This is a genomic window from Streptomyces cucumeris (assembly GCF_024295805.1).
Lineage (GTDB): Bacteria > Actinomycetota > Actinomycetes > Streptomycetales > Streptomycetaceae > Streptomyces > Streptomyces cucumeris.
Genome location: NZ_JANCLX010000008.1, coordinates 129,944 through 154,888, shown reverse-complemented (window position 1 = coordinate 154,888; position 24,945 = coordinate 129,944). Strand labels below are relative to the sequence as shown.

At 70.5% G+C, this 24,945-nt stretch carries 19 protein-coding genes and 1 tRNA gene; 13 read left to right on the top strand and 7 right to left on the bottom strand.

Translation table 11 applies throughout. The features are described 5' to 3' along the window. The first annotated feature begins 6 nt into the window (after nucleotides 1–6). The 4 genes from lgt (at nucleotide 7) to NMK44_RS14810 (ending at nucleotide 8,200) form a co-directional block, all read left to right on the top strand. Complete coding sequence (lgt, locus tag NMK44_RS14825) at nucleotides 7–999, top strand: prolipoprotein diacylglyceryl transferase (RefSeq protein ID WP_254742977.1); 993 nt, start codon at nucleotides 7–9, stop codon at nucleotides 997–999. Between the two features lie 167 nt (nucleotides 1,000–1,166). Next, nucleotides 1,167–1,898, top strand: a complete 732-nt coding sequence (locus NMK44_RS14820) for a VIT1/CCC1 transporter family protein (protein ID WP_254742975.1) — start codon at nucleotides 1,167–1,169, stop codon at nucleotides 1,896–1,898. A 298-nt stretch (nucleotides 1,899–2,196) separates the two neighbouring features. Continuing rightward, nucleotides 2,197–6,747, top strand: coding sequence for a glutamate synthase large subunit (gene gltB, locus NMK44_RS14815; RefSeq protein ID WP_254742973.1), 4,551 nt, complete (start codon nucleotides 2,197–2,199; stop codon nucleotides 6,745–6,747). Beyond that, nucleotides 6,740–8,200 carry a glutamate synthase subunit beta gene (locus NMK44_RS14810; protein ID WP_254742971.1) on the top strand — a complete coding sequence of 487 codons (1,461 nt, stop codon included), beginning with the start codon at nucleotides 6,740–6,742 and terminating at the stop codon, nucleotides 8,198–8,200. Before gltB ends, NMK44_RS14810 begins: the two co-directional genes overlap by 8 nt. 107 nt (nucleotides 8,201–8,307) lie before the next feature. Here the strand turns inward: NMK44_RS14810 and NMK44_RS14805 are convergent, their stop codons facing one another. Together NMK44_RS14805 and NMK44_RS14800 are read right to left on the bottom strand one after the other, a co-directional pair. Continuing rightward, nucleotides 8,308–8,790, bottom strand: a complete 483-nt coding sequence (locus NMK44_RS14805) for a PPOX class F420-dependent oxidoreductase (RefSeq protein WP_254742968.1) — start codon at nucleotides 8,788–8,790, stop codon at nucleotides 8,308–8,310. Nucleotides 8,791–8,850: 60 nt separating this feature from the next. Further along, nucleotides 8,851–9,771, bottom strand: a complete 921-nt coding sequence (locus tag NMK44_RS14800; RefSeq protein ID WP_254742965.1) for a hypothetical protein — start codon at nucleotides 9,769–9,771, stop codon at nucleotides 8,851–8,853. A 241-nt stretch (nucleotides 9,772–10,012) separates the two neighbouring features. Here NMK44_RS14800 and NMK44_RS14795 point away from each other — a divergent pair, with 241 nt between their 5' ends. Beyond that, entirely contained in the window at nucleotides 10,013–10,810 is a 798-nt protein-coding gene (locus NMK44_RS14795) for a S1 family peptidase (protein ID WP_254742962.1), read from the top strand. Between the two features lie 102 nt (nucleotides 10,811–10,912). Here the strand turns inward: NMK44_RS14795 and NMK44_RS14790 are convergent, their stop codons facing one another. Then, nucleotides 10,913–11,290, bottom strand: a complete 378-nt coding sequence (locus tag NMK44_RS14790) for a VOC family protein (RefSeq protein ID WP_254742959.1) — start codon at nucleotides 11,288–11,290, stop codon at nucleotides 10,913–10,915. 447 nt (nucleotides 11,291–11,737) lie between these two features. On the opposite strand from NMK44_RS14790, the gene NMK44_RS14785 reads away from it, so the two are divergent. The 4 genes from NMK44_RS14785 to NMK44_RS14770 all read left to right on the top strand — a co-directional run bounded on the left by NMK44_RS14785 (nucleotide 11,738) and on the right by NMK44_RS14770 (nucleotide 18,022). Then, nucleotides 11,738–12,028, top strand: a complete 291-nt coding sequence (locus tag NMK44_RS14785; RefSeq protein ID WP_254743383.1) for a chorismate mutase — start codon at nucleotides 11,738–11,740, stop codon at nucleotides 12,026–12,028. Between the two features lie 128 nt (nucleotides 12,029–12,156). Continuing rightward, on the top strand, nucleotides 12,157–14,757 hold the full coding sequence (gene pepN, locus NMK44_RS14780) for an aminopeptidase N (RefSeq protein ID WP_254742956.1): 2,601 nt from the start codon (nucleotides 12,157–12,159) through the stop codon (nucleotides 14,755–14,757). A gap of 353 nt (nucleotides 14,758–15,110) precedes the next feature. Continuing rightward, entirely contained in the window at nucleotides 15,111–16,550 is a 1,440-nt protein-coding gene (locus NMK44_RS14775) for a pyridoxal phosphate-dependent decarboxylase family protein (RefSeq protein WP_254742953.1), read from the top strand. Continuing rightward, nucleotides 16,547–18,022: a lysine N(6)-hydroxylase/L-ornithine N(5)-oxygenase family protein gene (locus NMK44_RS14770; RefSeq protein ID WP_254742950.1), complete on the top strand. Its 1,476-nt coding sequence runs from the start codon at nucleotides 16,547–16,549 to the stop codon at nucleotides 18,020–18,022. Before NMK44_RS14775 ends, NMK44_RS14770 begins: the two co-directional genes overlap by 4 nt. On the opposite strand, the gene NMK44_RS14765 is transcribed toward NMK44_RS14770, so the two are convergent. Both NMK44_RS14765 and NMK44_RS14760 read right to left on the bottom strand, forming a co-directional pair. Next, nucleotides 17,945–18,355 (bottom strand): hypothetical protein, encoded by a 411-nt coding sequence (locus tag NMK44_RS14765; protein WP_254742947.1) that lies wholly within the window; start codon nucleotides 18,353–18,355, stop codon nucleotides 17,945–17,947. The two genes, NMK44_RS14770 and NMK44_RS14765, sit on opposite strands and share 78 nt — an antisense overlap. Nucleotides 18,356–18,366: 11 nt before the next feature. Continuing rightward, nucleotides 18,367–20,178 carry a bifunctional metallophosphatase/5'-nucleotidase gene (locus tag NMK44_RS14760; RefSeq protein ID WP_254742944.1) on the bottom strand — a complete coding sequence of 604 codons (1,812 nt, stop codon included), beginning with the start codon at nucleotides 20,176–20,178 and terminating at the stop codon, nucleotides 18,367–18,369. Between the two features lie 145 nt (nucleotides 20,179–20,323). Between NMK44_RS14760 and NMK44_RS14755 the strand changes: the two genes are divergently transcribed. From NMK44_RS14755 to pyk, 3 genes are all read left to right on the top strand, one after another. After that, entirely contained in the window at nucleotides 20,324–20,782 is a 459-nt protein-coding gene (locus NMK44_RS14755; protein WP_254742942.1) for an NUDIX hydrolase, read from the top strand. 45 nt (nucleotides 20,783–20,827) lie between these two features. Continuing rightward, nucleotides 20,828–21,529, top strand: a complete 702-nt coding sequence (locus NMK44_RS14750) for an SIMPL domain-containing protein (RefSeq protein WP_254742941.1) — start codon at nucleotides 20,828–20,830, stop codon at nucleotides 21,527–21,529. Between the two features lie 167 nt (nucleotides 21,530–21,696). Next, on the top strand, nucleotides 21,697–23,127 hold the full coding sequence (gene pyk, locus NMK44_RS14745; RefSeq protein WP_254742940.1) for a pyruvate kinase: 1,431 nt from the start codon (nucleotides 21,697–21,699) through the stop codon (nucleotides 23,125–23,127). A 30-nt stretch (nucleotides 23,128–23,157) separates the two neighbouring features. Here the strand turns inward: pyk and NMK44_RS14740 are convergent, their stop codons facing one another. Together NMK44_RS14740 and NMK44_RS14735 are read right to left on the bottom strand one after the other, a co-directional pair. Continuing rightward, nucleotides 23,158–23,946: a helix-turn-helix domain-containing protein gene (locus tag NMK44_RS14740; RefSeq protein WP_254742937.1), complete on the bottom strand. Its 789-nt coding sequence runs from the start codon at nucleotides 23,944–23,946 to the stop codon at nucleotides 23,158–23,160. A gap of 95 nt (nucleotides 23,947–24,041) precedes the next feature. Further along, nucleotides 24,042–24,127: transfer RNA gene (locus NMK44_RS14735), tRNA-Leu, on the bottom strand. A gap of 91 nt (nucleotides 24,128–24,218) precedes the next feature. On the opposite strand from NMK44_RS14735, the gene NMK44_RS14730 reads away from it, so the two are divergent. Further along, nucleotides 24,219–24,854 carry an ANTAR domain-containing response regulator gene (locus tag NMK44_RS14730; protein WP_254742934.1) on the top strand — a complete coding sequence of 212 codons (636 nt, stop codon included), beginning with the start codon at nucleotides 24,219–24,221 and terminating at the stop codon, nucleotides 24,852–24,854. Nucleotides 24,855–24,945 lie beyond the last annotated feature (91 nt).

Here is a 24,945-nt window from a genome sequence, read left to right as displayed (position 1 = left end):
CCTGTCATGGACCTCGCTTACATTCCCAGCCCGTCGTCCGGCGTGATCTACCTCGGTCCGATCCCGCTGCGCGGCTATGCGTTCTGCATCATCATCGGTGTCTTCGTGGCGGTCTGGCTCGGCGGCCGGCGCTGGGTGGCCCGGGGCGGCAGGGTCGGCACCGTCGCCGACATCGCCGTCTGGGCGGTGCCCTTCGGCCTGGTCGGCGGACGGCTCTACCACGTCCTCACCGACTACGAGCTGTACTTCACGGACGGCCGGAACTGGGTCGACGCGTTCAAGATCTGGGAGGGCGGCCTCGGGATCTGGGGAGCCGTCGCGCTCGGTGCGCTGGGCGCCTGGATCGGCTGCCGCCGCCGGGGGATCCCGCTCCCGGCCTACGCGGACGCCATCGCGCCCGGTATCGCCCTCGCCCAGGCCGTCGGCCGCTGGGGCAACTGGTTCAACCAGGAGCTCTACGGCAAGGCCACCACCCTGCCCTGGGGTCTGAAGATCGACGCCGACCCGGAGACCGGGCGGGCCGCCGGTACGTACCACCCGACCTTCCTGTACGAGTCGCTGTGGTGCGTCGGTGTCGCGCTGCTGGTGATCTGGGCGGACCGGCGCTTCAAGCTGGGGCACGGCAGGGCGTTCGCGCTCTACGTCGCCAGCTACACGGTGGGCCGCTTCTGGATCGAGTACCTGCGGGTGGACGACGCCCACCATGTGCTCGGGATGCGGCTCAACAACTGGACCTCGATCGTGGTCTTCCTCGGCGCGGTCGCCTACATGGTGATCTCCGCGAAGCGGGCCCCGGGCCGGGAGACCGTGGTCGAGCCCGCGGCCGTGGAGGACGGGGCGGCGGACGACGCCGACGCCCTGGACACCACCGACGCCGCCGACACCACCGACACCGCCGACACCAGCGACGGTGACGCGCAGCGTGAGGACGGCTCCGGCAAGGACGCCCCGAAGAGCGCCGGGTCCGCCGTCACCGCGGAGGCGAAACCCTCCAAGTAGTGCTCCCCGCAAGGCCGCCGAACCCACCGGGTTCGGCGGCCTTCGCGTTTTCGCAGGTCAGAGAGGTAAGTTCGGCCTTCCTTGCTGGCGGGAGAGGGGAATTCGCGCGTACCTTCGAACTGTTGGGGAGAGGGCGGGGAGCCCTCCGCGAAGGGAGCACGTTCCAGATGTCCGTCATCGACAGCGCCACGTCACCGCATATCGCCCACCGTGACAACCACACCCACCGGGATGTGAACGGCGGCTGGCTGCGCCCTGCCGTCTTCGGGGCGATGGACGGTCTGGTCTCCAACCTCGCGCTGATGACCGGTGTCGCGGGCGGTGCGGTGGACCGCCAGACCATCGTGATCACCGGGCTCGCGGGGCTCGCGGCCGGTGCGTTCTCGATGGCCGCGGGGGAGTACACCTCGGTCGCCTCCCAGCGTGAGCTGGTCCAGGCCGAGCTGGAGGTGGAGCGGCGCGAGCTGCGCAAGCACCCGGTGGACGAGCTGGAGGAGCTGGCCGCGCTGTACGAGTCGCGCGGGGTGGAGCCGAAGCTGGCCCGTGAGGTGGCCGAGCAGCTCTCGAGGGACCCCGAGCAGGCACTGGAGATCCACGCCCGTGAGGAGCTGGGCGTGGACCCGGACGATCTGCCGTCACCGACGGTGGCCGCGGTGTCCTCGTTCGGCTCGTTCGCCCTGGGCGCGCTGCTGCCGGTGCTGCCGTATCTGCTGGGCGCGGTCGCGCTGTGGCCCGCGGTGGTGCTGGCGCTGATCGGGCTGTTCGTCTGTGGTGCGGTGGTGGCCCGGGTGACCGCCCGGAGCTGGTGGTACAGCGGGCTGCGGCAGCTTGCGCTGGGTGGCGCGGCGGCCGGTGTGACCTACGCCCTGGGCACCTTCTTCGGTACCGCCATAGGCTAGCGCCGCACTGTAGTCATACGGCCTTCCGCATCACTATTCCGTTACTCGACGGTTTCGAACCTCCGTCGCGGGGCATAAAGCCGTAACGCGCGGGCAATGTCGCCCGCCTCCCGCCGAGGCGACGGTCGTCGCCAGGTACCCATTGCCTTGATCACCCCGGTGCAGGGGTGTCCGCATGATGAAACGGAATGACCAGTTCCCGAGAATCACCTCATCATGTAACCTGCACGAAATTCTCGCGGAGGGCCAACGTCGTCCCTCGGCACATTCAGATGCCATGACGACGACGGGAGAGCCGATGCGTTCCGCATCCCACCCCGCCCGCCAGGGAATGTACGACCCACGCAATGAGCACGACGCCTGCGGCGTCGGCTTCGTGGCGACCCTCACCGGCGAGGCCAGCCATGAACTCGTGGAGCAGGCTCTCACCGTTCTCCGCAATCTCGAGCACCGCGGGGCCACCGGTTCGGAGCCCGACTCGGGCGATGGCGCGGGCATCCTCGTGCAGGTCCCGGACGCCTTTCTGCGCGAGACCGTCACCGGTTTCGCACTGCCGGAGGCGGGCGCATACGCGGTGGGCATCGCCTTCCTCCCGGAGGGGGAGGCCGAGGGCGCTACGGCCATCGAGCAGATCGAGCGGATCGCCACCGAGGAGGGCCTGACCGTCCTCGGCTGGCGCGAGGTGCCGGTCGCCCCCGACCTGCTGGGCAACGGCGCGCGCACCACCATGCCCGCCTTCTCCCAGCTCTTCGTCACCGACGGTGTCAGCACCGGGGTGGCCCTGGACCGCAAGGCGTTCGTGCTGCGCAAGCGCGCCGAGCGCGAGGCCGGGACCTACTTCCCCTCGCTGTCCTCCCGCACCCTGGTCTACAAGGGCATGCTGACCACCGGTCAGCTCGAGCCCTTCTTCCCGGACCTGTCCGACCGCCGCTTCGCCACGGCCATCGCGCTGGTCCACTCCCGGTTCTCCACCAACACCTTCCCGAGCTGGCCGCTGGCCCACCCCTACCGGTTCGTCGCCCACAACGGTGAGATCAACACCGTCCAGGGCAACCGCAACTGGATGCGTGCCCGGGAGTCCCAGCTCATGAGCGAGCTGTTCGGGGAGAAGGAGCTGGACCGGATCTTCCCGGTCTGCACCCCGGACGCCTCCGACTCCGCGACCTTCGACGAGGTCCTGGAGCTGCTGCACCTCGGCGGCCGCTCGCTGCCGCACAGCGTGCTGATGATGGTCCCCGAGGCGTGGGAGAACCACCCCTCCATGGACCCGTCCCGGCGCGCCTTCTACCAGTACCACTCCACGATGATGGAGCCCTGGGACGGCCCGGCCTGTGTCACCTTCACCGACGGCACCCAGGTCGGCGCCGTGCTGGACCGCAACGGTCTGCGGCCGGGGCGCTACTGGGTCACCGACGACGGCCTGGTGGTGCTCTCCTCCGAGGTCGGCGTGCTGGACATCGACCCGTCCAAGGTGGTCCGCAAGGGCCGTCTCCAGCCGGGCCGGATGTTCCTCGTCGACACCGTCGAGCACCGGATCATCGAGGACGACGAGATCAAGGCGCAGCTCGCCGCCGAGCAGCCGTACGGCGAGTGGCTGGAGGCCGGTCTGATCGACCTGGCCGACCTGCCCGAGCGCGAGCACATCGTGCACACCCATGCCTCGGTCACCCGCCGCCAGCAGACCTTCGGGTACACCGAGGAGGAGCTGCGCGTCCTGCTCGCGCCGATGGCCAAGGCCGGTGCGGAGCCGATCGGCTCGATGGGCACCGACTCGCCGATCGCCGCGCTCTCCGAGCGGCCGCGGCTGCTCTTCGACTACTTCACCCAGCTTTTCGCGCAGGTCACCAACCCGCCGCTGGACGCGATCCGCGAGGAGCTGGTCACCTCGCTGATCTCCTCGCTGGGCCCGCAGGGCAATCTGCTGGATCCCACCTCGGCCTCCTGCCGCAGCGTCACCCTGCCCTTCCCGGTGATCGACAACGATGAGCTGGCCAAGCTCATCCACATCAACGCCGACGGCGACATGCCCGGTCTGAAGGCGGCCACACTCTCCGGTCTGTACCGGGTCGGCGGTGGCGGTCAGGCGCTCGCCGCCCGGCTGGACGAGGTCTGCGCCGAGGCCGACGCCGCCATCGAGGACGGCGCCCGGCTGATCGTCCTCTCCGACCGGCACTCCGACGCCGAGCATGCGCCGATTCCCTCGCTGCTGCTCACCTCGGCCGTCCACCACCACCTGATCCGCACCAAGCAGCGCACCCGGGTGGGGCTGCTGATCGAGGCGGGCGACGTCCGCGAGGTGCACCATGTCGCGCTGCTGATCGGTTACGGCGCCGCGGCGGTCAACCCGTACCTGGCGATGGAGACGGTCGAGGACCTGGTCCGGGCGGGCACCTTCCTGCCCGGTATGGAGGCCGAGACCGCCATCCGCAACCTGATCAAGGCGCTGGGCAAGGGCGTGCTGAAGGTGATGTCCAAGATGGGCATCTCCACCGTCGCCTCCTACCGCGGCGCCCAGGTCTTCGAGGCCGTCGGCCTGGACGAGTCCTTCGTGGACACCTACTTCCACGGCACCGCCACCAAGATCGGCGGCGCGGGTCTGGACGTGGTGGCCAAGGAGGTCGCCGCCCGCCACGCCAAGGCGTACCCGGCCACCGGTATCCCCTCCGCCCACCGGGCGCTGGAGATCGGCGGCGAGTACCAGTGGCGCCGCGAGGGCGAGCCGCACCTGTTCGACCCCGAGACGGTCTTCCGGCTCCAGCACGCCACCCGCGCCCGTCGCTACGACATCTTCAAGAAGTACACCGAGCGCGTGAACGAGCAGTCCGAGCGGCTGATGACGCTGCGCGGTCTGTTCTCCTTCAAGAGTGACCGGCCCTCGATCCCGATCGAGGAGGTCGAACCGGTCAGCGAGATCGTCAAGCGGTTCTCCACCGGCGCCATGTCGTACGGCTCCATCTCGCAGGAGGCGCACGAGACCCTCGCCATCGCCATGAACCAGTTGGGCGGCAAGTCCAACACCGGTGAGGGCGGCGAGGACTCCGAGCGGCTGCACGACCCGGCGCGCCGCTCCTCCATCAAGCAGGTCGCCTCCGGCCGCTTCGGTGTGACCAGCGAGTACCTGGTCAACTCCGATGACATCCAGATCAAGATGGCCCAGGGCGCCAAGCCCGGTGAGGGCGGTCAGCTCCCCGGCCACAAGGTCTACCCGTGGGTGGCCAAGACCCGGCACTCCACCCCGGGCGTCGGTCTGATCTCCCCGCCGCCGCACCACGACATCTACTCCATCGAGGACCTGGCCCAGCTCATCCACGACCTGAAGAACGCCAACCCCCAGGCGCGTATTCACGTCAAGCTGGTCTCCGAGGTGGGTGTGGGCACCGTGGCCGCGGGTGTCTCCAAGGCCCATGCCGATGTGGTGCTGATCTCCGGCCATGACGGCGGTACCGGCGCCTCCCCGCTGACCTCGCTCAAGCACGCGGGCGGCCCCTGGGAGCTGGGTCTCGCCGAGACCCAGCAGACCCTGCTGCTCAACGGGTTGCGCGACCGGATCGTGGTGCAGACCGACGGTCAGCTCAAGACCGGCCGTGACGTGGTCATCGCCGCGCTGCTGGGCGCCGAGGAGTTCGGCTTCGCCACCGCCCCGCTGGTGGTCTCCGGCTGTGTGATGATGCGCGTCTGCCATCTGGACACCTGCCCGGTCGGCATCGCCACCCAGAACCCGGTGCTGCGCGAGCGCTACAGCGGTCAGGCCGAGTTCGTGGTGAACTTCTTCCGGTTCATCGCCGAGGAGGTCCGCGAGCTCCTGGCCGAGCTGGGCTTCCGTACCCTCGACGAGGCCATCGGCCACGCCGAGCTGCTGAACACCACCCGCGCCGTCCAGCACTGGAAGGCGCAGGGCCTGGACCTGGCCCCGCTGCTGTACGTGCCGGAGCTGCCCGAGGGCGCCGTCCGCCACCAGGCGGTCGAGCAGGACCACGGACTGGCCAAGGCGCTGGACAACGAGCTGATCAAGCTGGCGGCCGACGCGCTGAACGCCGACTCCGCCGAGGCGGCGCAGCCGGTCCGCGCCCAGGTCGCGGTCCGCAACATCAACCGGACCGTCGGCACCATGCTGGGCCACGAGGTGACCCGGAAGTTCGGCGGCGCCGGACTGCCCGAGGACACCATCGACATCACCTTCACCGGTTCGGCCGGTCAGTCCTTCGGCGCCTTCCTGCCGCGCGGGGTCACCCTGCGGCTGGAGGGTGACGCCAACGACTACGTCGGCAAGGGCCTGTCCGGCGGCCGGGTGGTGGTCCGCCCGGACCGCGGCGCCGACCACCTCGCCGAGTACTCCACCATCGCGGGCAACACCCTCGCCTACGGTGCCACCAGCGGTGAGATGTATCTGCGCGGCCGGGTCGGCGAGCGCTTCTGCGTCCGCAACTCGGGTGCCACCGTGGTCTCCGAGGGCGTGGGCGACCACGGCTGTGAGTACATGACCGGTGGTCACGCGGTCGTGCTCGGCCCGACCGGGCGCAACTTCGCGGCCGGGATGTCCGGCGGTATCGCGTATGTCATCGACCTCGACCGGGACAACGTCAACGGTGAGCTGGTCTCGGCCGTCGGCGAGCTGGACGACACCGACAAGCAGTGGCTGCACGACGCGGTGCGACGCCACCAGGAGGAGACCGGATCCACCGTCGCGAGCGCGCTGCTCGAGGACTGGGACACCGCCCTCACCCGGTTCAGCAAGATCATCCCCGCTACCTACCAGGCCGTGCTCGCCGCCAAGGACGCCGCCGAGCGAGCCGGGCTCTCCGAGTCCGAGACCACCGAGAAGATGATGGAGGCGGCGACCAATGGCTGACCCCAAGGGCTTCCTGACCACGGATCGCGAGGTCGCCGAGACCCGTCCGGTGGAGGAGCGCGTCAAGGACTGGAACGAGGTCTACGTTCCCGGCTCCCTGCTGCCGATCATCAGCAAGCAGGCCGGGCGCTGCATGGACTGCGGCATCCCGTTCTGCCACAACGGCTGTCCGCTGGGGAACCTCATCCCCGAGTGGAACGAGTACGCCTACCGCGAGGACTGGCGGGAGGCCAGCGAGCGGCTGCACGCCACCAACAACTTCCCGGAGTTCACCGGGCGGCTGTGCCCGGCCCCGTGTGAGTCGGCGTGTGTCCTCGGTATCAACCAGCCGGCGGTGACCATCAAGAACGTCGAGGTCACCATCATCGACAAGGCGTGGGAGGCCGGCGATGTCACCCCGCAGCCCCCGGAGCGGCTGAGCGGCAAGACCGTCGCCGTCATCGGCTCCGGCCCGGCGGGCCTGGCCGCCGCCCAGCAGCTCACCCGGGCGGGCCACACGGTCGCGGTGTACGAGCGCGCCGACCGCATCGGCGGACTGCTGCGCTACGGCATCCCCGAGTTCAAGATGGAGAAGCGCCACATCAACCTCCGCATCGAGCAGATGCGCGCGGAGGGCACCAAGTTCCGCACCGAGGTGGAGATCGGCCGCGACATCGAGGCGGCCAAGCTGCGCCGCCGCTATGATGCGGTGGTCATCGCGGCCGGTGCCACCACCGCGCGCGACCTGCCGGTGCCCGGCCGGGAGCTGAACGGCATCCACCAGGCGATGGAGTACCTCCCGCTGTCCAACAAGGTGCAGGAGGGCGACTTCGTCACCTCGCCGATCAGCGCCGAGGGCAAGCATGTCGTGGTGATCGGCGGCGGTGACACCGGTGCGGACTGCGTGGGCACCGCCCACCGCCAGGGCGCGGCCTCGGTCACCCAGCTCGAGATCATGCCCAAGCCCGGTGAGGAGCGCAGCCCCGGTCAGCCGTGGCCCACCTTCCCGATGCTGTACAAGGTCACCTCGGCCCACGAGGAGGGCGGTGAGCGGGTCTACTCCGTCTCCACCAGCCACTTCGAGGGTGACGAGGAGGGCAATGTCCAGTGGCTGCACCTGATCGAGGTGGAGTTCAAGGACGGCAAGCTGGAGCAGAAGGCCGGCACCGAGCGGAAGATCCCCGCCCAGCTCGTCACCCTGGCCATGGGCTTCACCGGCACCGACCGGGAGAACGGCCTGGTCGAGCAGTTCGGTCTGGAGCTGGACGAGCGCGGCAACGTGGCGCGCGACGCCGACTTCGCCACCAATGTGGACGGGGTCTTCGTGGCCGGTGACGCGGGCCGCGGCCAGTCGCTGATCGTCTGGGCCATCGCCGAGGGCCGCTCCGCCGCCCGCGGTGTGGACCGCTACCTGGCGGGGGCCAGCGCCCTGCCCGCCCCGATCCGTCCCACCGACCGGTCCCTCATGGTCTGAGGTCCCGGCACCCGGAACACCCCAGGTTTCCGCCCGTACAACGGCGTACGGAACCGGCCGCGCGGCGCCCACCCCCATCTCGACCGGGGGCGGGCGCCGCGTGGCGTTCACCCCTGCTGCTGGTCGCCCTCCACCAGCCGGGCCGGGAAGCCGCCGGTGGCGATCGGGCCCCAGCGGGTGGGGGTGACACGGATCAGGGACTTGCCCTGCTTGCGCATGGCGGAGCGGTACTCGTCCCAGTCGGGGTGCTCACCGGCGATGTTGCGGTAGTACTCGACCAGTGGTTCGACGGAGTCGGGCATGTCGAGCACCTCGGCGGTGCCGTCGATCTGGACCCAGGGGCCGTTCCACTCGTCGGAGAGCACCACCAGACCGACCGCCGGATCGCGACGGGCGTTGCGGACCTTGGCGCGTTCGGGGTAGGTGGACATGACGAGCCGTCCGGAGTCATCGACGCCGCAGGTCAACGGGGATGCCTGGGGCGATCCGTCGGTCCGGCGGGTCATCAGGAGGGCGCGGTGGCGGGGACGTACGAACTCCAGCAGCTCATCGATGCCGACAGGGGTGTTGGTGGCGATGGAGGGGCTCATACGGCCGAGCGTACGACGCGGGGCCCGGTGCGGGCGGCAGCGTTCCACCGGGCATCCGCGTCAGGTGTCGCACTCCAGGACCGTACGGCACAGTCCGCAGCGGGCCCGCAGCCGTCCGCGCACCGGCACCCGGATGCGCTGGCGGCACGTCGGACAGGGGAAGGAGACATGCAGTGCACGGCCGCCCTCGAAGGTGTAGTCGCCGCCGGTGGACAGTGGTTCGGGCGGTCCCCCGGTGCGTGCTCCGGCCTCGGCCAGGGAACGGGCCGACCGGCGGTCCCGGGCGTAGCGGCGGCGGCCCGCCCATCCGGCCGCGGCCAGCGGTGGCTGCCGCTGGTCCCGCTCGGCCAGTTCCAGCCCTTTTGTATACGCCTCGTAAGCCTGTGGGCTGGTGAACCAGGGCCGCGGGTCCTCGTCGAAGAGCATCGCCCGTTTGGCCAGGACATAACCGAATTCCTCCGGGGTCAGATAACCGAGCTTCTGACTGGTGAGCCGGTCCTGGCGGTAGGCGTCCAGCAGCAGCCAGCCGGTACCGAGATAGGCGGCGGTGGTGTCGGTGAGGATTTCATTGTCGCGAGTGCCCGGAAAGCCGAGATCGAGCCGGTGCAGATACACATGCGTCACCTCGTGGGCGAGGGCCGCGCCGATGTCCCGCCGGTGGTCCTTGAAACGTGAGTTGAGCTCGATGAAGTACTCAGGACCCGCCGCGAGATCGACATTGCCCGCGTGCTCCATCTCGCGGAAGCTGACGATCATCCGGGCGTCGGGGAGCATCAGATGGCGCACCATCACCCGGGCGACCCGCTGCACCCCGAGACAGAGATCGTCCTGGTCGGAGAAGGCCACGTCACCGGGGACCACACTGACGCCGAACCGCTCGACCGAGTCCCGGGACAGCCGCCGGTAGAGGGCGGTGATCGAGGCCCGGACGGTGTCCAGATGGGGAAATCCGTGCTTGATGTCACTGCCCGGTGCCGCCACGCCGTCACCCCGAGTCCGTATTCAGCCGAGACCGTGTCAGAATTCCACGTTACGGACGTATTTCCCACTGGCCGGTAGGCCGCGCTGGCCGGAACGCGCCCCTTGTCACACGGTTCACCCGCTCCACATAATCACAGGGTGTTTCGCTGGCTCACCCCACTGGGCTTCGGCGAGCGTTTCCGATTTCCGGTTTGGCATGAGCCTGACATCGGCGCACCAACCCCCCACGAGAGGAAATCAGTTGCGCAACCATCTGAAGCACCTCAAGAGAACCACTGCCCTCGGTGCGGTCGCCCTCGCCGCCTTCAGCCTCACCCCCGGTACGGCGACGGCCCTGCCCCGCGACCCCGAGCCCGGCCCCACCGTCGTCGGCGGCACCCCCGCCGCCCAGGGCGAGTTCCCCTTCATGGTGCGGCTGTCCATGGGCTGTGGCGGCGCCCTCTACACCAACGACATCGTGCTGACCGCCGCCCACTGTGTCGACGGCAGCGGCCCCAACACCTCCATCACCGCCACCGCGGGCGTCGTCGACCTCCAGGACTCCTCCGCCACCAAGGTGAAGTCCACCGAGGTCCTCCAGGCCCCCGGCTACAACGGCACGGGCAAGGACTGGGCCCTCATCAAGCTGGCCCAGCCGATCGACCAGCCCACCCTGAAGATCGCCGAGACCGACGCCTACAACAACGGCGACTTCACCGTCGCCGGCTGGGGCGCCGCCAAGGAAGGCGGCGGCCAGCAGCGCTACCTGCTCAAGGCCACCGTTCCGTACGTGGACGACGCCACCTGCAAGAGCGCCTACAGCGAGCTCGTCCCCGGTGAGGAGCTCTGCGCCGGGAAGATGGACACCGGCGGCGTCGACACCTGCCAGGGCGACTCCGGCGGCCCGATGTTCCGCAAGGACGACAACGACCAGTGGATCCAGGTCGGCATCGTGAGCTGGGGCGAGGGCTGCGCGCGGCCCGGCAAGCCCGGCGTCTACACCGAGGTGAGCACCTTCGCCAAGGACATCAAGGCGGGCGCGGACCAGCTCGGCGGCTGATCCCCGACCCACCCCCGGACCGGGGCCGGCCGCCAGCGGCCGGTCCCGGTTCCGTGCCGTCCGGCCCCGGTGCGCTCCGCGGTGCCGGCTCCGGCCGCGGTGTCAGCTCTGGCCGTAGCAGATGCAGAACGGGTGCCCGGCCGGATCGCTGAAGACCCGGAACCCCGACCGCTCACCCCCGCTGTCGTGCAGGAAGATCGCCCCCAGCTCGATCACCTCCTGCTGCGCCCGCTCCGCGTCCGCCCGGGTGGGCACGTCGAAGTCCAGGTGGAACTGTTGCGGATGGGCCGGGTCCGGCCAGCGCGGCGGCTGGTGGTCCGGGGCCGCCTGGAAGGCGAGCCGCCGGCCGTCCGCGGCGGTGAGCGTCGCCCACTCGGGGTCGCTGTCGTCCAGCCGCCAGCCGAGGATCCGGCCGTAGAAGGCGGCCAGCGCGGCGGGGTCGGGACAGTCGATGACGGTGCACTGCAGAGTCGCGATCATGACCAGACCCTAGGCGCCGGTCGGCCCCGAGGGGCCTGATGGATCCGATCCCGCACATGCCCGCGGTGCCCTCGCGAGACGGATATGACCCGATCAGTGGGGACACATCATGGTCACGGAGCGAAAAATCCCTGGCACGGAGGGAAAAGTCCGGGGCCGGAGTGCGAAAGTCCGCCAAGAAGTGGAACCTCCTCCCAGGAGGATCGCTCTTTCACGGTGGAGGAGCCGCGCCGGGGGCGGCCCCTCCGACGCGGACCGCCCCGCCCCCTTCCGAACCCCCCATCGGGGTCGGGGCGGCCCCGCGAGCCTGACATAGGGTCGGGGGCCATGAGGCACAGCGAGACACCCCGCGCCGGCCGGTCCGATCACGGCGGCGCCCCCGGTACGGACCACGCCCCCGGCGGAACCGGAACCCCCACCGAACACACCCCCGGCGCCGCCCGGGACATCGACGACGCCGTCCTCGCCGAACTGGCCCGGCTGCGCGACAGCATCGACAACATCGACGCGGCCGTGGTCCATATGCTCGCCGAGCGCTTCAAGTGCACCCAGCAGGTGGGCCACCTCAAGGCCGAGCACCGGCTCCCCCCGGCCGACCCCGGCCGCGAGGCCCGCCAGATCGCCCGGCTGCGCCAGCTCGCGGAGAGCGCCAAACTCGACCCGGCCTTCGCCGAGAAGCTGCTCAACTTCATCATCGCCGAGGTCATCCGGCACCACGAGACCATCGCCCGCTCCTGAGCCCCGGCGCCCGGACCGCGGCGCCGCCCCGGAGGGGCGCACTCCGGTGGCGCGCTCCGCCCCCGTCCGCACCCCGCAACCGCTTCCCACCCGTGTGCCGCCCACGGGAGGTAGGGCAGCATGTCCCCATGTCCGTACTGACGCGCGAGGAAGCGCAGACCCGAGCCCGCCTCATCGAGGTCCACCGCTACACGATCGACCTCGACCTCACCCGTGGTGACGAACTCTTCGGCTCGACCACCACCCTGCGCTTCACCGCCCGGGAGGCGGGTGCGGACACCTTCGTCGAACTCAACCCGGCGATGCTGCACCGCGCCGTCCTCGACGGACAGCAGCTCGACCTCACCGCCGTCGCCGCCTCCCTCGCCGACGGACGGCTCCCGCTCACCGGTCTCGCCGCGGGCGAGCACGAGCTGCGCGTCGAGACGGACATGCGCTACTCCCACACCGGCGAGGGCATGCACCGCTTCACCGACCCCGCCGACGGTGAGACCTACCTCTACACCATGTGCTGCATGGCGGATGCCGACGACGTCTTCGCCGCCTTCGACCAGCCCGACCTCAAGGCCGTCTTCGACGTCCGCGTCACCGCCCCGCCCGAGTGGACCGTCCTCGGCAACGGCACCGCCACCCGCGTCGGCGACCCCGCCGACGGCCGCTGGGAGCTCGCCGCCACTCCGCCCATCAGCACCTATCTGGTCGCCCTGGCCGCCGGGCCGTACCACTCGGTGCGCACCGAACATGCCGGACTGACCTTCGGACTGCACGTCCGCCGCTCCCTCGCGCCCCATCTCGAGGACGACGCCGAGGAGCTCTTCGACATCACCCGGCGCTGTTTCGACCGCTACCACGAGATCTTCGAGGAGCCGTACCCCTTCGACTCCTACGACCAGGCGTTCGTCCCCGAGTTCAACTCCGGCGCCATGGAGAACCCCGGTCTGGTCACCTTCCGCGACGAGTTCATCTACCGCTCCGCCGTCACCGACGCCGAGCGGCAGACCCGTGCCATGGTCATCGCCCATGAGATGGCCCATATGTGGTTCGGCGACCTCGTCACCATGACCTGGTGGGACGACATCTGGCTCAATGAGTCCTTCGCCGAGTACATGGGCTACCAGGTCCTCACCGAGACCACCCGCTACACCGACACCTGGGCCGACTTCGGCGTCCGCCGCAAGAACTGGGGCTACGACGCCGACCAGCGCCCCTCCACCCACCCCGTGGCCCCCACGCCCGACCAGGTGCCCGACACCGCCGCCGCCCGCCTCAACTTCGACGGCATCTCCTACGCCAAGGGCGCCTCCGCCCTCCGCCAGCTCGTCACCTGGCTCGGTGAGAAGGACTTCCTCGCGGGCATCAACCGGCACTTCGCCCGCCACCGCTTCGGCAACGCCACCCTCGCCGACTTCCTCGACTCCCTCGCCCACGGCTCCGACCGCGATGTCCACGCCTGGGCCGACCGCTGGCTGCGCACCACCGGCGTCGACACCCTCACCCCCGTCGTCACCGCCCAGGGCGACCGCTGGACCGCCGAGATCCGCCACGACGCCGGAGCCGACGGCGCCGGAGCCGAGGGCGCCGGAGCCGAGGGCGCCGCCGCCATCCCCCGACCGCATCGCATCGCCATCGGGCTGTACGACCACGAACCGGCCGCCGCGCACCAACTGGTGCTGCGCCAGCGCGTCGAAGCCGAGCTCAGCGGTGCCGAACCCACCCTCACCCTCTCCTTCAGCGGCCCCCGCCCCGATCTGCTGCTGCTCAACGACGGCGACCTCAGCTACGCCAAGGTCCGGCTCGACCCCGGCTCCTGGAAGACCGTCGTCCGCTCGCTGTCCGGCCTCCCCGACGCCGTCAGCCGCGCGGTCGTCTGGAACGCCGCCCGCGACATGGTCCGCGACGGCGAACTGCCGCCCACCGACTACCTCGACGCCGTCCGCGCCCACCTCCCGCGCGAGACCGACATAGCGATCGTCCAGGGCGTGCTGGCCTTCGCCCGCACCCAGATCGCCGACCGCTACCTCCCCGCCGAGCAGCGCCCCGCCGCCCTGACCACGATCGGTGACACCTGCCGCGACCTGCTGCGCCGCACCGAGGACAACTCCGGCCCCGGACTGCGGCTCGCCGCCGTCCGCACCTACATCGACAGCGCCACCGCCCCGGCCGGGCTCAGCGACTGGCTCGACGGCGACACCGTCCCCGGCGGCCCCGTCCTCGACCCCGAACTGCGCTGGCAGATCCTCGGACGGCTCGCCGTCCTCGGCGCCATCGGCCCCGCCGAGATCGACGCCGAACTCACCCGCGACTCCAGCGCCACCGGCCAGGAGGGCGCCGCCCGCTGCCGCGCCGCGCTGCCCGACCCGGAGGCCAAACGAGCCGCCTGGGAGGCCCTGTTCGGCACCGCCGACGAAGGCTCGAACTACCTGGTGACCGCCATCGCCACCGGCTTCTGGCAGCCCGAGCACCACGCACTGCTCGCCGACTACCTCCCGCGCTACTTCCCGGCCGCCGCCGAGGTGGCCGCCCGGCGCGGCCCGGCCATCGCCGACGCCGTCGCCCGCTCCGGTTTCCCCAGCACGGTCGACGAGCGGACCCTGGAACTGGGCGAGGAGTGCCTGCGCCGCGACGACCTGCTCCCCGCCCTGCACCGCCGCCTCGCCGACCAACTCGACGACCTCCGCCGCGCGCTGCGCGTCCACCGGACCCGGTGGGACCGGGGAAACGACACGTAGCCCCCGCGGCGCGCCCGCCCCACGGCAAGTGGTCCCACACGCGCCGACACCGTCGCCTGCTCCGGGTACCCCGCGCTGTGGGGACAGCCGCGCGTTCGGCACGGGGGCGGGGGAGCGGGGCGTAGGACGCCCTTCGCGTGGTGGCCGGTGCCGGGGCCGGTTCCGGTTCGTCCACCACCGTGGAGGAACGGACCGCGCTCGTACCAGGGCGACACCGTCGCCCCCCGGCAAGGGGCCGCGCGGTGGCGTACCACGTACGGGTGGACTTCATGGGCCCACCGGCCGAACCGCTTGCGCGCGAAGTACGTTGAGGCAGCTTTCGCCTCCCCTACTTCGAGACGAGGGGCACACCCATGCCTGTGCCCGCCACCGGGACCGCCCGTCTGCTCGCGGGCGGTGGCCGCGGTCCGGACGCGCTCCGGCCGATGGTCGACACCGTCCTGGACGCGCTGGCCCACGGTGCCGCCGACCGTTCCGGGCCGTTGCCCTCCGGCGGACCCGACGCGGTCGCGCGCCGCGTGCGGGCCGTCGCCGAGCCGCTCATCCCCGACGTCGGCGAGGGCGCGCCGCTCGCCCTGCGCACGCTGGTGCGCGCCTTCGCCGCGGGTGCCGCCGACCCGGCCGACCCCCGCTGCGCGGCCCATCTGCACTGCCCGCCGCTGGCCGTCGCGGCCGCCGCCGACCTCGCGGTCTCCGCGCTCAACCCCTCCCTCGACTCCTGGGACCAGGCCCCCGCCGCCTCCGAACTGGAAGCGCTCACCTGCCGTGCTCTGGCCGCGCTGGTCCACCCCCGCGGCCCCGCGCCCGACGCCCTCGTCACCACCGGCGGGACCGAGGCCAACCAACTCGCCCTGCTGCTCGCCCGCGAGGCCGCCGGCACCGCGGTGCCGGCCGGGCCGTCCAGCGGCCCGCGGATCATCTGCGGGGCCAACGCCCACCACAGCGTCCACCGCGGTGCCTGGCTGCTCGGCCTGTCCGCCCCGCTCACCCTCCCCACCCCCGCGGGCGTCCTCGACCCGGCCCGGCTGGCCGACGCCCTCGCCCCGCAGACCGGGCACACGGCTTCGGCTTCCGGACCGGTCCTGGTCGTCGCCACCGCGGGCACCACCGACAGCGGCGCCATCGACCCCCTCCCGGCCCTCGCCGACGTATGCGAACGCCATGGCGCGGCCCTGCACGTCGATGCCTCCTACGGCGGACCGCTGCTGTTCAGCGACGCCCACCGGCACCGGCTGACCGGGCTCGGCCGCGCCCGTTCCGTCACCCTCGACCTCCATAAACTCGGCTGGCAGCCGGTCGCCGCCGGACTCCTCACCGTGCCCGACGCCCCCGCGCTGGCCTCGCTGGACCACCGGGCCGACTACCTCAACGCCGACGACGACACCGAATCCGGTATCCCGGACCTCCTCGGCCGCTCCCTGCGCACCACCCGCCGCCCCGACGTCCTCAAGGTCGCGGTCACCCTGCGCGCCCTCGGCCGCCGCGGCCTCGGCGACCTCGTCGACCACGTATGCGCCGCCGCCCACCAGCTCGCGGACCTCATCGAGGCCCACCCCCGCCTCGAACTCCACGCGCGCCCCACCATCAGCACCGTCCTCTTCCGCCCCACCGGAGCAGGACCCGCCACCGTGGCCGCCCTGCGCCGCCGCCTCCTCACCGAAGGACGCGCCGTCCTGGGGCGTGCCACCACCGCCGACGGACTGTGGCTCAAGGCCACCGTCCTCAATCCGCACACCCAGCCCGCCGATCTGCGCGGGCTGCTCGCACTCGTGGAAGGCGACAGCACCCCATGAGCACCGCACAACCCCCCACCGGGACCCCCGCCTCCCTCCCCGGTCCGCGGCCCGGAGCCGCCTCCCCCCTCGACGCACCCCTGGACCTGGCCGGTGTCGGCATCGGCCCGTTCAACCTCTCCCTCGCCGCCCTCGCCCACCGCGTCCCCGGGCTGCGCACCGCCTTCTACGACCAGCGGCCCGCCTTCCAGTGGCACCCCGGTCTGCTCATCGACGGCGCCACCATCCAGGTGCCCTTCCTCGCCGACCTGGTCACCCTCGCCGACCCCGCGAGCCCCTGGAGCTTCCTGAGCTACCTCAAGGCCCAGGACCGGCTGTTCCCCTTCTACATCGCCGAGCGCTTCCACATCGAGCGGTCCGAGTACGACGCCTACTGCCGCTGGGTCAGCGAGCGGCTCCCCGGTCTCCACTTCGGCCACCAGATCGACGCCGTGCGCTGGGACCACACCCACGACCTCTTCGAGATCGACTTCACCCGTATCGGCGCCGACGGCGAGGCCGAGGCCCTCGGCCGCACCCACGCCCGCCATGTCGTCCTCGGGGTCGGCACCGAGCCCTACGTCCCCGAACCCCTGCGCCCGCTCGCCGACGCCCCCAACGTGCCGGTGCTGCACGCCGCCGACTACCTGGAGCACCGCGAACGGCTGCTGGCCACCGGACAGGTGACCGTCATCGGCTCCGGCCAGTCCGGTGCCGAGGTCTTCCTCGATCTGCTGCGCCACCGCCCGCTGGGCGCCGAGGGGCTCCACTGGCTGGCCCGTACCCCCGCGTTCACCCCCATGGAATACAGCAAGCTGGGGCTCGAGCAGTTCAGCCCCGACTACACCCGCTACTTCCACGGGCTTCCCGAACCCGTACGGGACCAGCTCCTGCCCCGCCAGTGGCAGCTCTACAAGGGCATCGCGCACGAGACCATCGACGCCATCCACCAGGAGCTCTACCGCCGCGCCCAGCTCACCGGCGGCTGGCCCGGTGCCGTGCTCACCCCCGGCGTCACCGTCCGCACCGCGGGCCGGATCGCCGCCGCCCGCCTCGAACTCCACCTGGAACACACCCAGCAGGGCACCCGGGCCCGGCACACCACCGAGGCGGTCGTCCTGGCCACCGGCTACCGCGAGCGCCGGGTGGACACCCTGCTCGCCGCCCTCGACCCCTACATCCGCCGGGACTCCTCCGAACGCCCTCGTATCGACGCCCAGCACCGGCTGGTCCTGGACCCGGCGATCAAGGGTTCGGTCTACGTCCAGAACGCCGAGCGCCACAGCCACGGCGTGGGCACCCCCGATCTGGGGCTCGCGGCCTGGCGCTCCGCCGTCATCCTCAACTCGATGACGCCGGAACCGGCCTATCCGCTGCCGTCCCGCACCGCCTTCACCAGCTTCGGGCTCCAGCCGTCAGGCTCCCGCGCCACCCGGGCGGGCCTTGCCCAACTCCCCGACCAGCGCGACCGGCTGACGCGTACGCGGACATGACCACCACACCACGCCACCGCGTACCCCGGGCTCCAGCGGATGGGAGTCGGGGTGCGCGGGGCACTCCGGCCAGACGGCGGGCCTGAGCGCGGCGCACAGCGCCTCCACCGCCCAGTCGCTCGCCTGGTCGGCAACGTGTGCCAGCCGCTCGGCCGCGCTGTGGCCCGGCCACAGCATGATGCCGACGCCGCTGCCGTCGGCCTCGTACAGCCAGACGATGTCCTCACCGTCGTCCCCCTCCCCGCGTCCCTCCCGGACGACGGGCTGGACCGCACAGGTGGCCCGCAGGTCGCGGAGCACCGGGGCGAGGGCGGCGGTGAGGTCATCGGTCATCCGTCCATCATTCAGAACACCGGGGTGCCCTCGCGCGTGAGTTTCCAGTCCACCGAGGCGAAACGCGCCACATCGATCGTCCCCTGGGCCTTCACCCAGCCGATGATGGTGTTGCGGATCTCGTCGGAGTTAGCCCACACCTGCTTGGCCTTGGCCACGTGCGGGAAGTTGCCGCCGCCGCTGGCACGGTAGTTGTTCACCGCCAGGACGAAACGGGCGTCGTCGGCGACCGGCTTGCCGTCGAAGGTCAGCTTCGCGATCCGGGAGCCCGGCGCCTTGGCGATGTCGATCTCGTAGGCGACCCCGCTGACCGCGTCGTAGTTGTAGTCCGGGGTGTTGTCGGCGTTGGTCAGCTTGGCCGGGTCCACCTCACCGCCGGCCGCCGTCCGGACGTAGTAGCGCGCTGAGAACTCCAGGTACTCCTTGAGCTGGGCGCCCGTCAGCACCCGTGCCTCCAGGGTGTTCTCGAACGGGTACAGCCCCGCCACCTGCCGGATGGTGACCTTGCCCGCCGGGACCTTCGCCGTCCGGGAGAAGCAGGACGCCTGCGAGAGCACCGGCAGCGCGGCGTGCTCGGTCCCCGCCAGCGCCTTCTTCACCGTCTCCGTCTGCACATGGTTGATGAAGTCGATGATCGGGGCGTCCTTGTACGGCGCCTCGGTGGCCGCCATCGCCGCCGTGCAGTCGCCGATCACCTGGTTCACATAGCCGACGACCTTCTTGTGCTCATCGCCGAGCAGCCGCACGATCCGCGGGTCCTCCTCGGCCGTGGCCGAGTTCAGCACCTTCGCGGACACCGACTCCACCCGCCAGCGGCCCCGGGCCCACTCCAGCTCGAAGTCGAACAGCGTCAGCCGCTGACCCCACTTGAGCGGCTCGGAGAGCACGACCTCATGGCCGGTCTCCTTGTTGACCACCCGGGACTCGGGGACCTCCACATGGGCATGGCCGACCAGGATCGCGTCGATGCCCGGCACCTGCTCGGCCACCAGCGCCGCCGCGTTCTCCACGTGGGGCACCTGGTCGCCGTAACTGGACGTGCCGCTGGTGCCCGAATGCGCCGAGACGATGACGACGTCCGCACCCATCGACCGCAGCTTCGGCACCCACTTCGCCGCCTGCTCCTCCAGCCCTGGGAAGGTCATCTTGCCCTGGACATTGGCCTTGTCCCAGATGGCGATGCCCGGGTTGGTCAGCCCCAGCACCGCCACCTTCACCTGACGCCCGCAGGGGGTGCGCAGCCGGGTCATCCAGTACGGCGGGAACGCGGGCCGCAGCGTCTTCGCGTCCAGCGCGTTGGCGCCCAGCAGCGGGAAGTCGCACTGCTCCTCGAACTTCCGCAGCACCGGGATGCCGTAGTTGAACTCATGGTTGCCCAGCGCCGCCGCGTCGTAGCCGATGGCGTTCATGGCCTGCGCCATCGGGTGCACCGGGCCGTTCGCGCCGGTGATCGGGTCCACCTTGGCGTAGTAGTACGAAAGCTGGGTGCCCTGGATGGTGTCACCCGCGTCGATCAGCAGGGTGTGGCGGCGGCCCTTCTCCTTCCGGACCCGCTCCACCAGCGTGGAGATCTTCGCCAGGCCGACGTCGTTGTGGGCGGCGTCGTCGAACTCGGCGTCGGTGAAGTAGTCCCAGTTGAAGACGTTGCCGTGCAGATCGGTGGTACCCATGACGGTGAAGGCGTACCGCTTGGTGTGTCCGCCGCCCTTCCCGTCCTCCCGGTCGTCCGCCTCGGCCGGAGCGGCGGCCACGCCGCCGGCCAGCGCTACCCCGGCGCTCGTCGCGGCCGAGCGGCCCAGGAACGTTCTACGGTTGAGCGGCATGGTCTCTTCTCCCCTGTGCTGTTGGTGCGCGTGGTGTCCGGAACAGGCACAACGCGCGTAGATTCTGGCCCAACCCGACCGTCCGGCAACAGCCTTGACAGGTTGCGATCGGGTTGCTTCCGGTGGCTTCCGGCATCCTGGGGGCATGGCCAACCGACATCTGCGCGTCGCCGCGTACGCCGTCTGCGTGGACGACGGCAAGGTCCTGCTCGCCCGATGGCTCGGCCCCGACGGCAAACGGTGGACCATGCCCGGCGGCGGACTCCACCACGGTGAGGACCCCTGCGACGCCGTCCACCGCGAGGTCGGCGAGGAGACCGGCCACACGGTGGAGGTCGAGCGGCTGCTCGGCATCGACACCGTCCACGAGCGCACTCCCCGGCGGCTCCGCCGCGACCGCCACTTCCACGGGGTGCGCATCCTCTACGCGGCCCGGGTGACCGGCGGGGAGCTGCGCCATGAGACCGGCGGCTCGACCGACCGGGCGGCGTGGATCCCCCTGGACGAGGTGCCCGGACTGGACCGGGTACCGCTGGTGGACATCGCCCTGGCCCTGTACGCCGAACGCCCACCGCACGGACGGCTCATCGCCCCCGCGCGCTGACCCGCCCGCGTCTTCCCGTCCCCCCTTCTCTTGAGGAGCAGTCCCATGGACCAGCCCGCGGCCCCGGCCCCCCTCCCGTACGGCACCCCCGACACCCCGCGGCTGGCCGTCCGCGGTGAGGCACGGCTCGAGGTCGACCCCGAGCTCGCCCGTCTCCAGATCACCGTCGCCGCCCGCGGCACCGACCGGCGGACCGCCCTGGAGAGCCTCACCCGCCGCAACAAGGACGTCCTGGACCTGGTGACGTCCTACGGCGACGCCATCGAGACCCAGGAGACCGGCGCCTTCACCCTCACCCCCGAACTCACCGCCAAGGGCCGCCATGAGCGCGTCCGCGCCTACCACGGCCGGGTCCACCTCACCGTGACGGTCACCGACTTCACCGTGCTCGGTGAACTCACCACGCGGCTCGGCGACACCGAACTCACCACCGTGAACGGACCCCGGTGGGCACTGCGCCCCGACTCGCCCGCCCACCGCGAGGCCCGCCAGGAGGCGGTGCGCCAGGCGGTACGCCGTGCCCGCGAATACGCCGGGGCACTGGGTGCCTCCCTCGTCGCTCTGGTCGAGCTGGCCGACCTCGAGGCGGAGAACGGGACGATGACCCCGGCGGCGATGGCCGCCCCACGGTCACGCTCCGGCTACGGCGGCGCCGAGCAGGCCCCCGCTCTGGATCTGGAACCGGTGCGCCAGACCGTGTACGCACAGGTGAACGCGCGCTTCACCATGACCCGGCCGGAACTCTGAAAAACACCTCCGGAACCCCTGGTAAGCCCCTGGAACCCCCCGGAAGTCCGCTCATCGGAGCATGGCCATGCACGTTTCATTAGTTGTCAATAACCTGCCATGCAATTGCCATCGAGGACTATGGACTTCCCGGTCCTTTACCCACGGGTAAGTCATAGGCTCGAGTCATGCGCCGAGCGAAAATCGTCTGTACCCTGGGACCCGCCACCGACTCGTACGAGCAGATCAAGGCACTCGTCGAGGCCGGAATGGACGTGGCCCGCTTCAATCTCAGCCACGGCACCTACGCCGAGCACGAGGAGCGTTACCGGCGAGTGCGGAAGGCCTCGCTGGAAACCGGCCGCAGTGTCGGCATCCTCGCCGACCTTCAAGGCCCGAAGATTCGCCTCGGCCGATTCCATGAAGGTCCCGTACTGCTTGAACGCGGCGATGAGTTCACCATCACCGTCGAACCGATCGAGGGCGACCAGCACCGCTGCGGCACCACCTACGACGGACTGGCCACCGACGTCACCAGGGGCGAGCGGATCCTTGTCGACGACGGCCGCGTCACGCTGGAGGTCGTCGATGTCGACGGCCCCCGTGTGCACACCATCGTCATCGAGGGCGGCATGGTCTCCGACCACAAGGGGCTCAACCTCCCCGGGGTCGCCGTCTCCGTCCCCGCCCTCTCCCAGAAGGACATCGACGACCTGCGCTGGGCGCTGCGCACCGGCGCCGACATCATCGCCCTGTCCTTCGTCCGCAACGAGAAGGACATCATCGACGTCCACCGGGTGATGCAGGAGGAGGACTGCCGCCTCCCGGTCATCGCCAAGATCGAGAAGCCCCAGGCGGTCGAGAACCTGGAGGGGATCGTCGACGCCTTCGACGGCATCATGGTCGCCCGCGGTGACCTCGGCGTCGAAATGCCGCTGGAGCAGGTGCCGATCGTCCAGAAGCGCGCGATCAAGCTGGCCAAGCGGAACGCCAAGCCGGTGATCGTCGCGACCCAGATGCTGGACTCGATGATCGACAACTCCCGTCCCACCCGCGCCGAGGCGTCCGACGTGGCCAACGCGGTGATCGACGGCACCGACGCGGTGATGCTCTCCGGTGAGACCAGCGTCGGGAAGTACCCCATCGCCACGGTCAAGACCATGGGCCGGATCGTCGCCGCGGCCGAGGAGGACATCCTCGCCAAGGGGCTCCCGCCGCTCACCGAGCGCAACAAGCCCCGCACCCAGGGCGGCGCGGTGGCCCGCGCGGCGGCCGAGATGGGCGACTTCCTCGACGCCGCGTACCTGGTCGCCTTCACCCAGTCCGGCGACACCGTCCGCCGCCTCTCCCGGTACCGCTCCCCGATCCCCCTCCTCGCCTTCACCCCCGAGCCCAACACCCGCTCCCAGCTCAACCTCACCTGGGGCGTGGAGACCTTCCTCGGTCCGCGGGTGGACTCCACGGACTCGATGGTGGCCCAGGTCGACGAGGAACTGCTGCGCCTCGGCCGCTGCAAGAAGGGCGACCTCGTCATCATCACCGCCGGTTCCCCGCCCGGTGTCTCCGGCTCCACCAACCTGGTCCGCGCCCACTACATCGGAGCGGACGATCTGCGCTAGCCGCGGAATTGCGGGGCCGGAGTGCTGGGCTCAGTACTTCGGCCCGACATGGGTGTCCATGAGGGCGACGGAGGCGCGGCGGGCGACGGAGATATTGAACGGGTCGCTGCCGCGCGCCAACGTCGTCCACTCCACGCCGACCTTGGTGAGGGTGTTGGAACATAACGTGCGGATGTCGTCGGACTTGTTGGTGAAGAAGTACCGGGGATATTCATAGCGCTTGCGCTCGCCCGCAACGATGCGGGTGGTCCAGTTGGTGATCCGGCAGCCGTCCGAGTGGAAGAGCCCGCGGATGAAATTCCAGGGGTACCTGTCAACGATCTGCTGCAGCCACGGCTCCAAATGGATGGGGCGTTCATGCTTCTTGCCCGCCCCGTGTTGGGGAAACATGCACCACAGATGCTTGGAGTAGATCTTCACGTTGCGGCAGCCTGGCCTGCGTGCCTGGCAGACCGAGTTGTCGGGGAAGACGGTGCGCATCGCCGCTTTGCACTCTTCGATGAGACCTGGCCATGACTCGCTACACGCGATCATGAGGCTGGGTACTCGATGCTGGGAGTACTGGATGATGTGCCCGTCGCCCAGATAGAGGCCGAGTACGTATGCATAGGCGCTTCCGTCGAGTTCACGTCCGTCGCAGCGTGGACATGGCCGACGAGACTTCCCCGGCAGGGTGCCGTGTTTCGCGCGATCGAGATGGAGCCAGTGGCCCACGGTCCCTACGGGTACGCCGAGCATTCGAGAGACGTCCGCGTTCTTGACTCCGGATCGGAGCAGCTTGATTGCCTTCTGGCGCACATCAGTGCCATGCGTGTGCATGTGATAACCCTGCGTCAAGAGGGCGACACGTGGGGCGGAAAGACGGTGATTTCACGAGAACGTGAAGGTCCGCTTGGAGACCATTGAAAACGAGGTACCCGGTGTGGGACTCGAACCCACACGCCCGCAAAGGGCACGGCGGTTTGAGCGCCGCGTGTCTAGCCTATTCCACCAACCGGGCCGGTTGCGCTCGATAAGCGTACCCTGTGCGGCTGCACCCGCGCTGCTGGGTAGGCTCGGGGGTGCAGCACCTGCCATGAACGAGGAGCCCCGTGAGCGCCACCGAGCCCGTCGACGAGCAGTCGCACGTCCCCCCGCACACCACCCGCGTCGTCATCGCCGAGGACGAGGCGCTGATCCGTCTCGACCTCAAGGAGATGCTCGAGGAGGAGGGGTACTCCGTCGTCGGCGAGGCAGGCGATGGTGAGAGGGCCGTCGCGCTCGCTCTGGAGCACCGGCCCGACCTCGTCATCCTCGATGTGAAGATGCCCGTGCTGGACGGGATCTCCGCCGCCGAGCGGATCGCGGGGGAGCGGATCGCGCCCGTGCTGATGCTCACCGCCTTCTCGCAGCGCGAGCTGGTGGAGCGGGCGCGGGACGCCGGGGCGATGGCGTATCTGGTGAAGCCGTTCAGCAAGAGCGATGTGGTGCCCGCCATCGAGATGGCTGTCTCCCGCTTCACCGAGCTGAAGACACTGGAGCAGGAGGTCGCCGACCTCTCCCAGCGGCTGGAGACCCGCAAGCTGGTGGACCGGGCCAAGAGCGTCCTCCAGACCCAGTACGGGCTGACCGAGCCCGCCGCGTTCCGCTGGATCCAGAAGACCTCGATGGACCGCCGGCTGTCGATGCAGCAGGTGGCCGAGGCCGTGATCCAGGACGCCGAGGAGAAGAAGACCAAGGAGCAGTAACCGCCGGGACATAAGGGGAGAGGCGCGCCCCCGGCGCCCCGGGGGGGGCGGGGCCCTGATGCTGCGGCGGGCGGAGGGCGCGCCCCGGGAC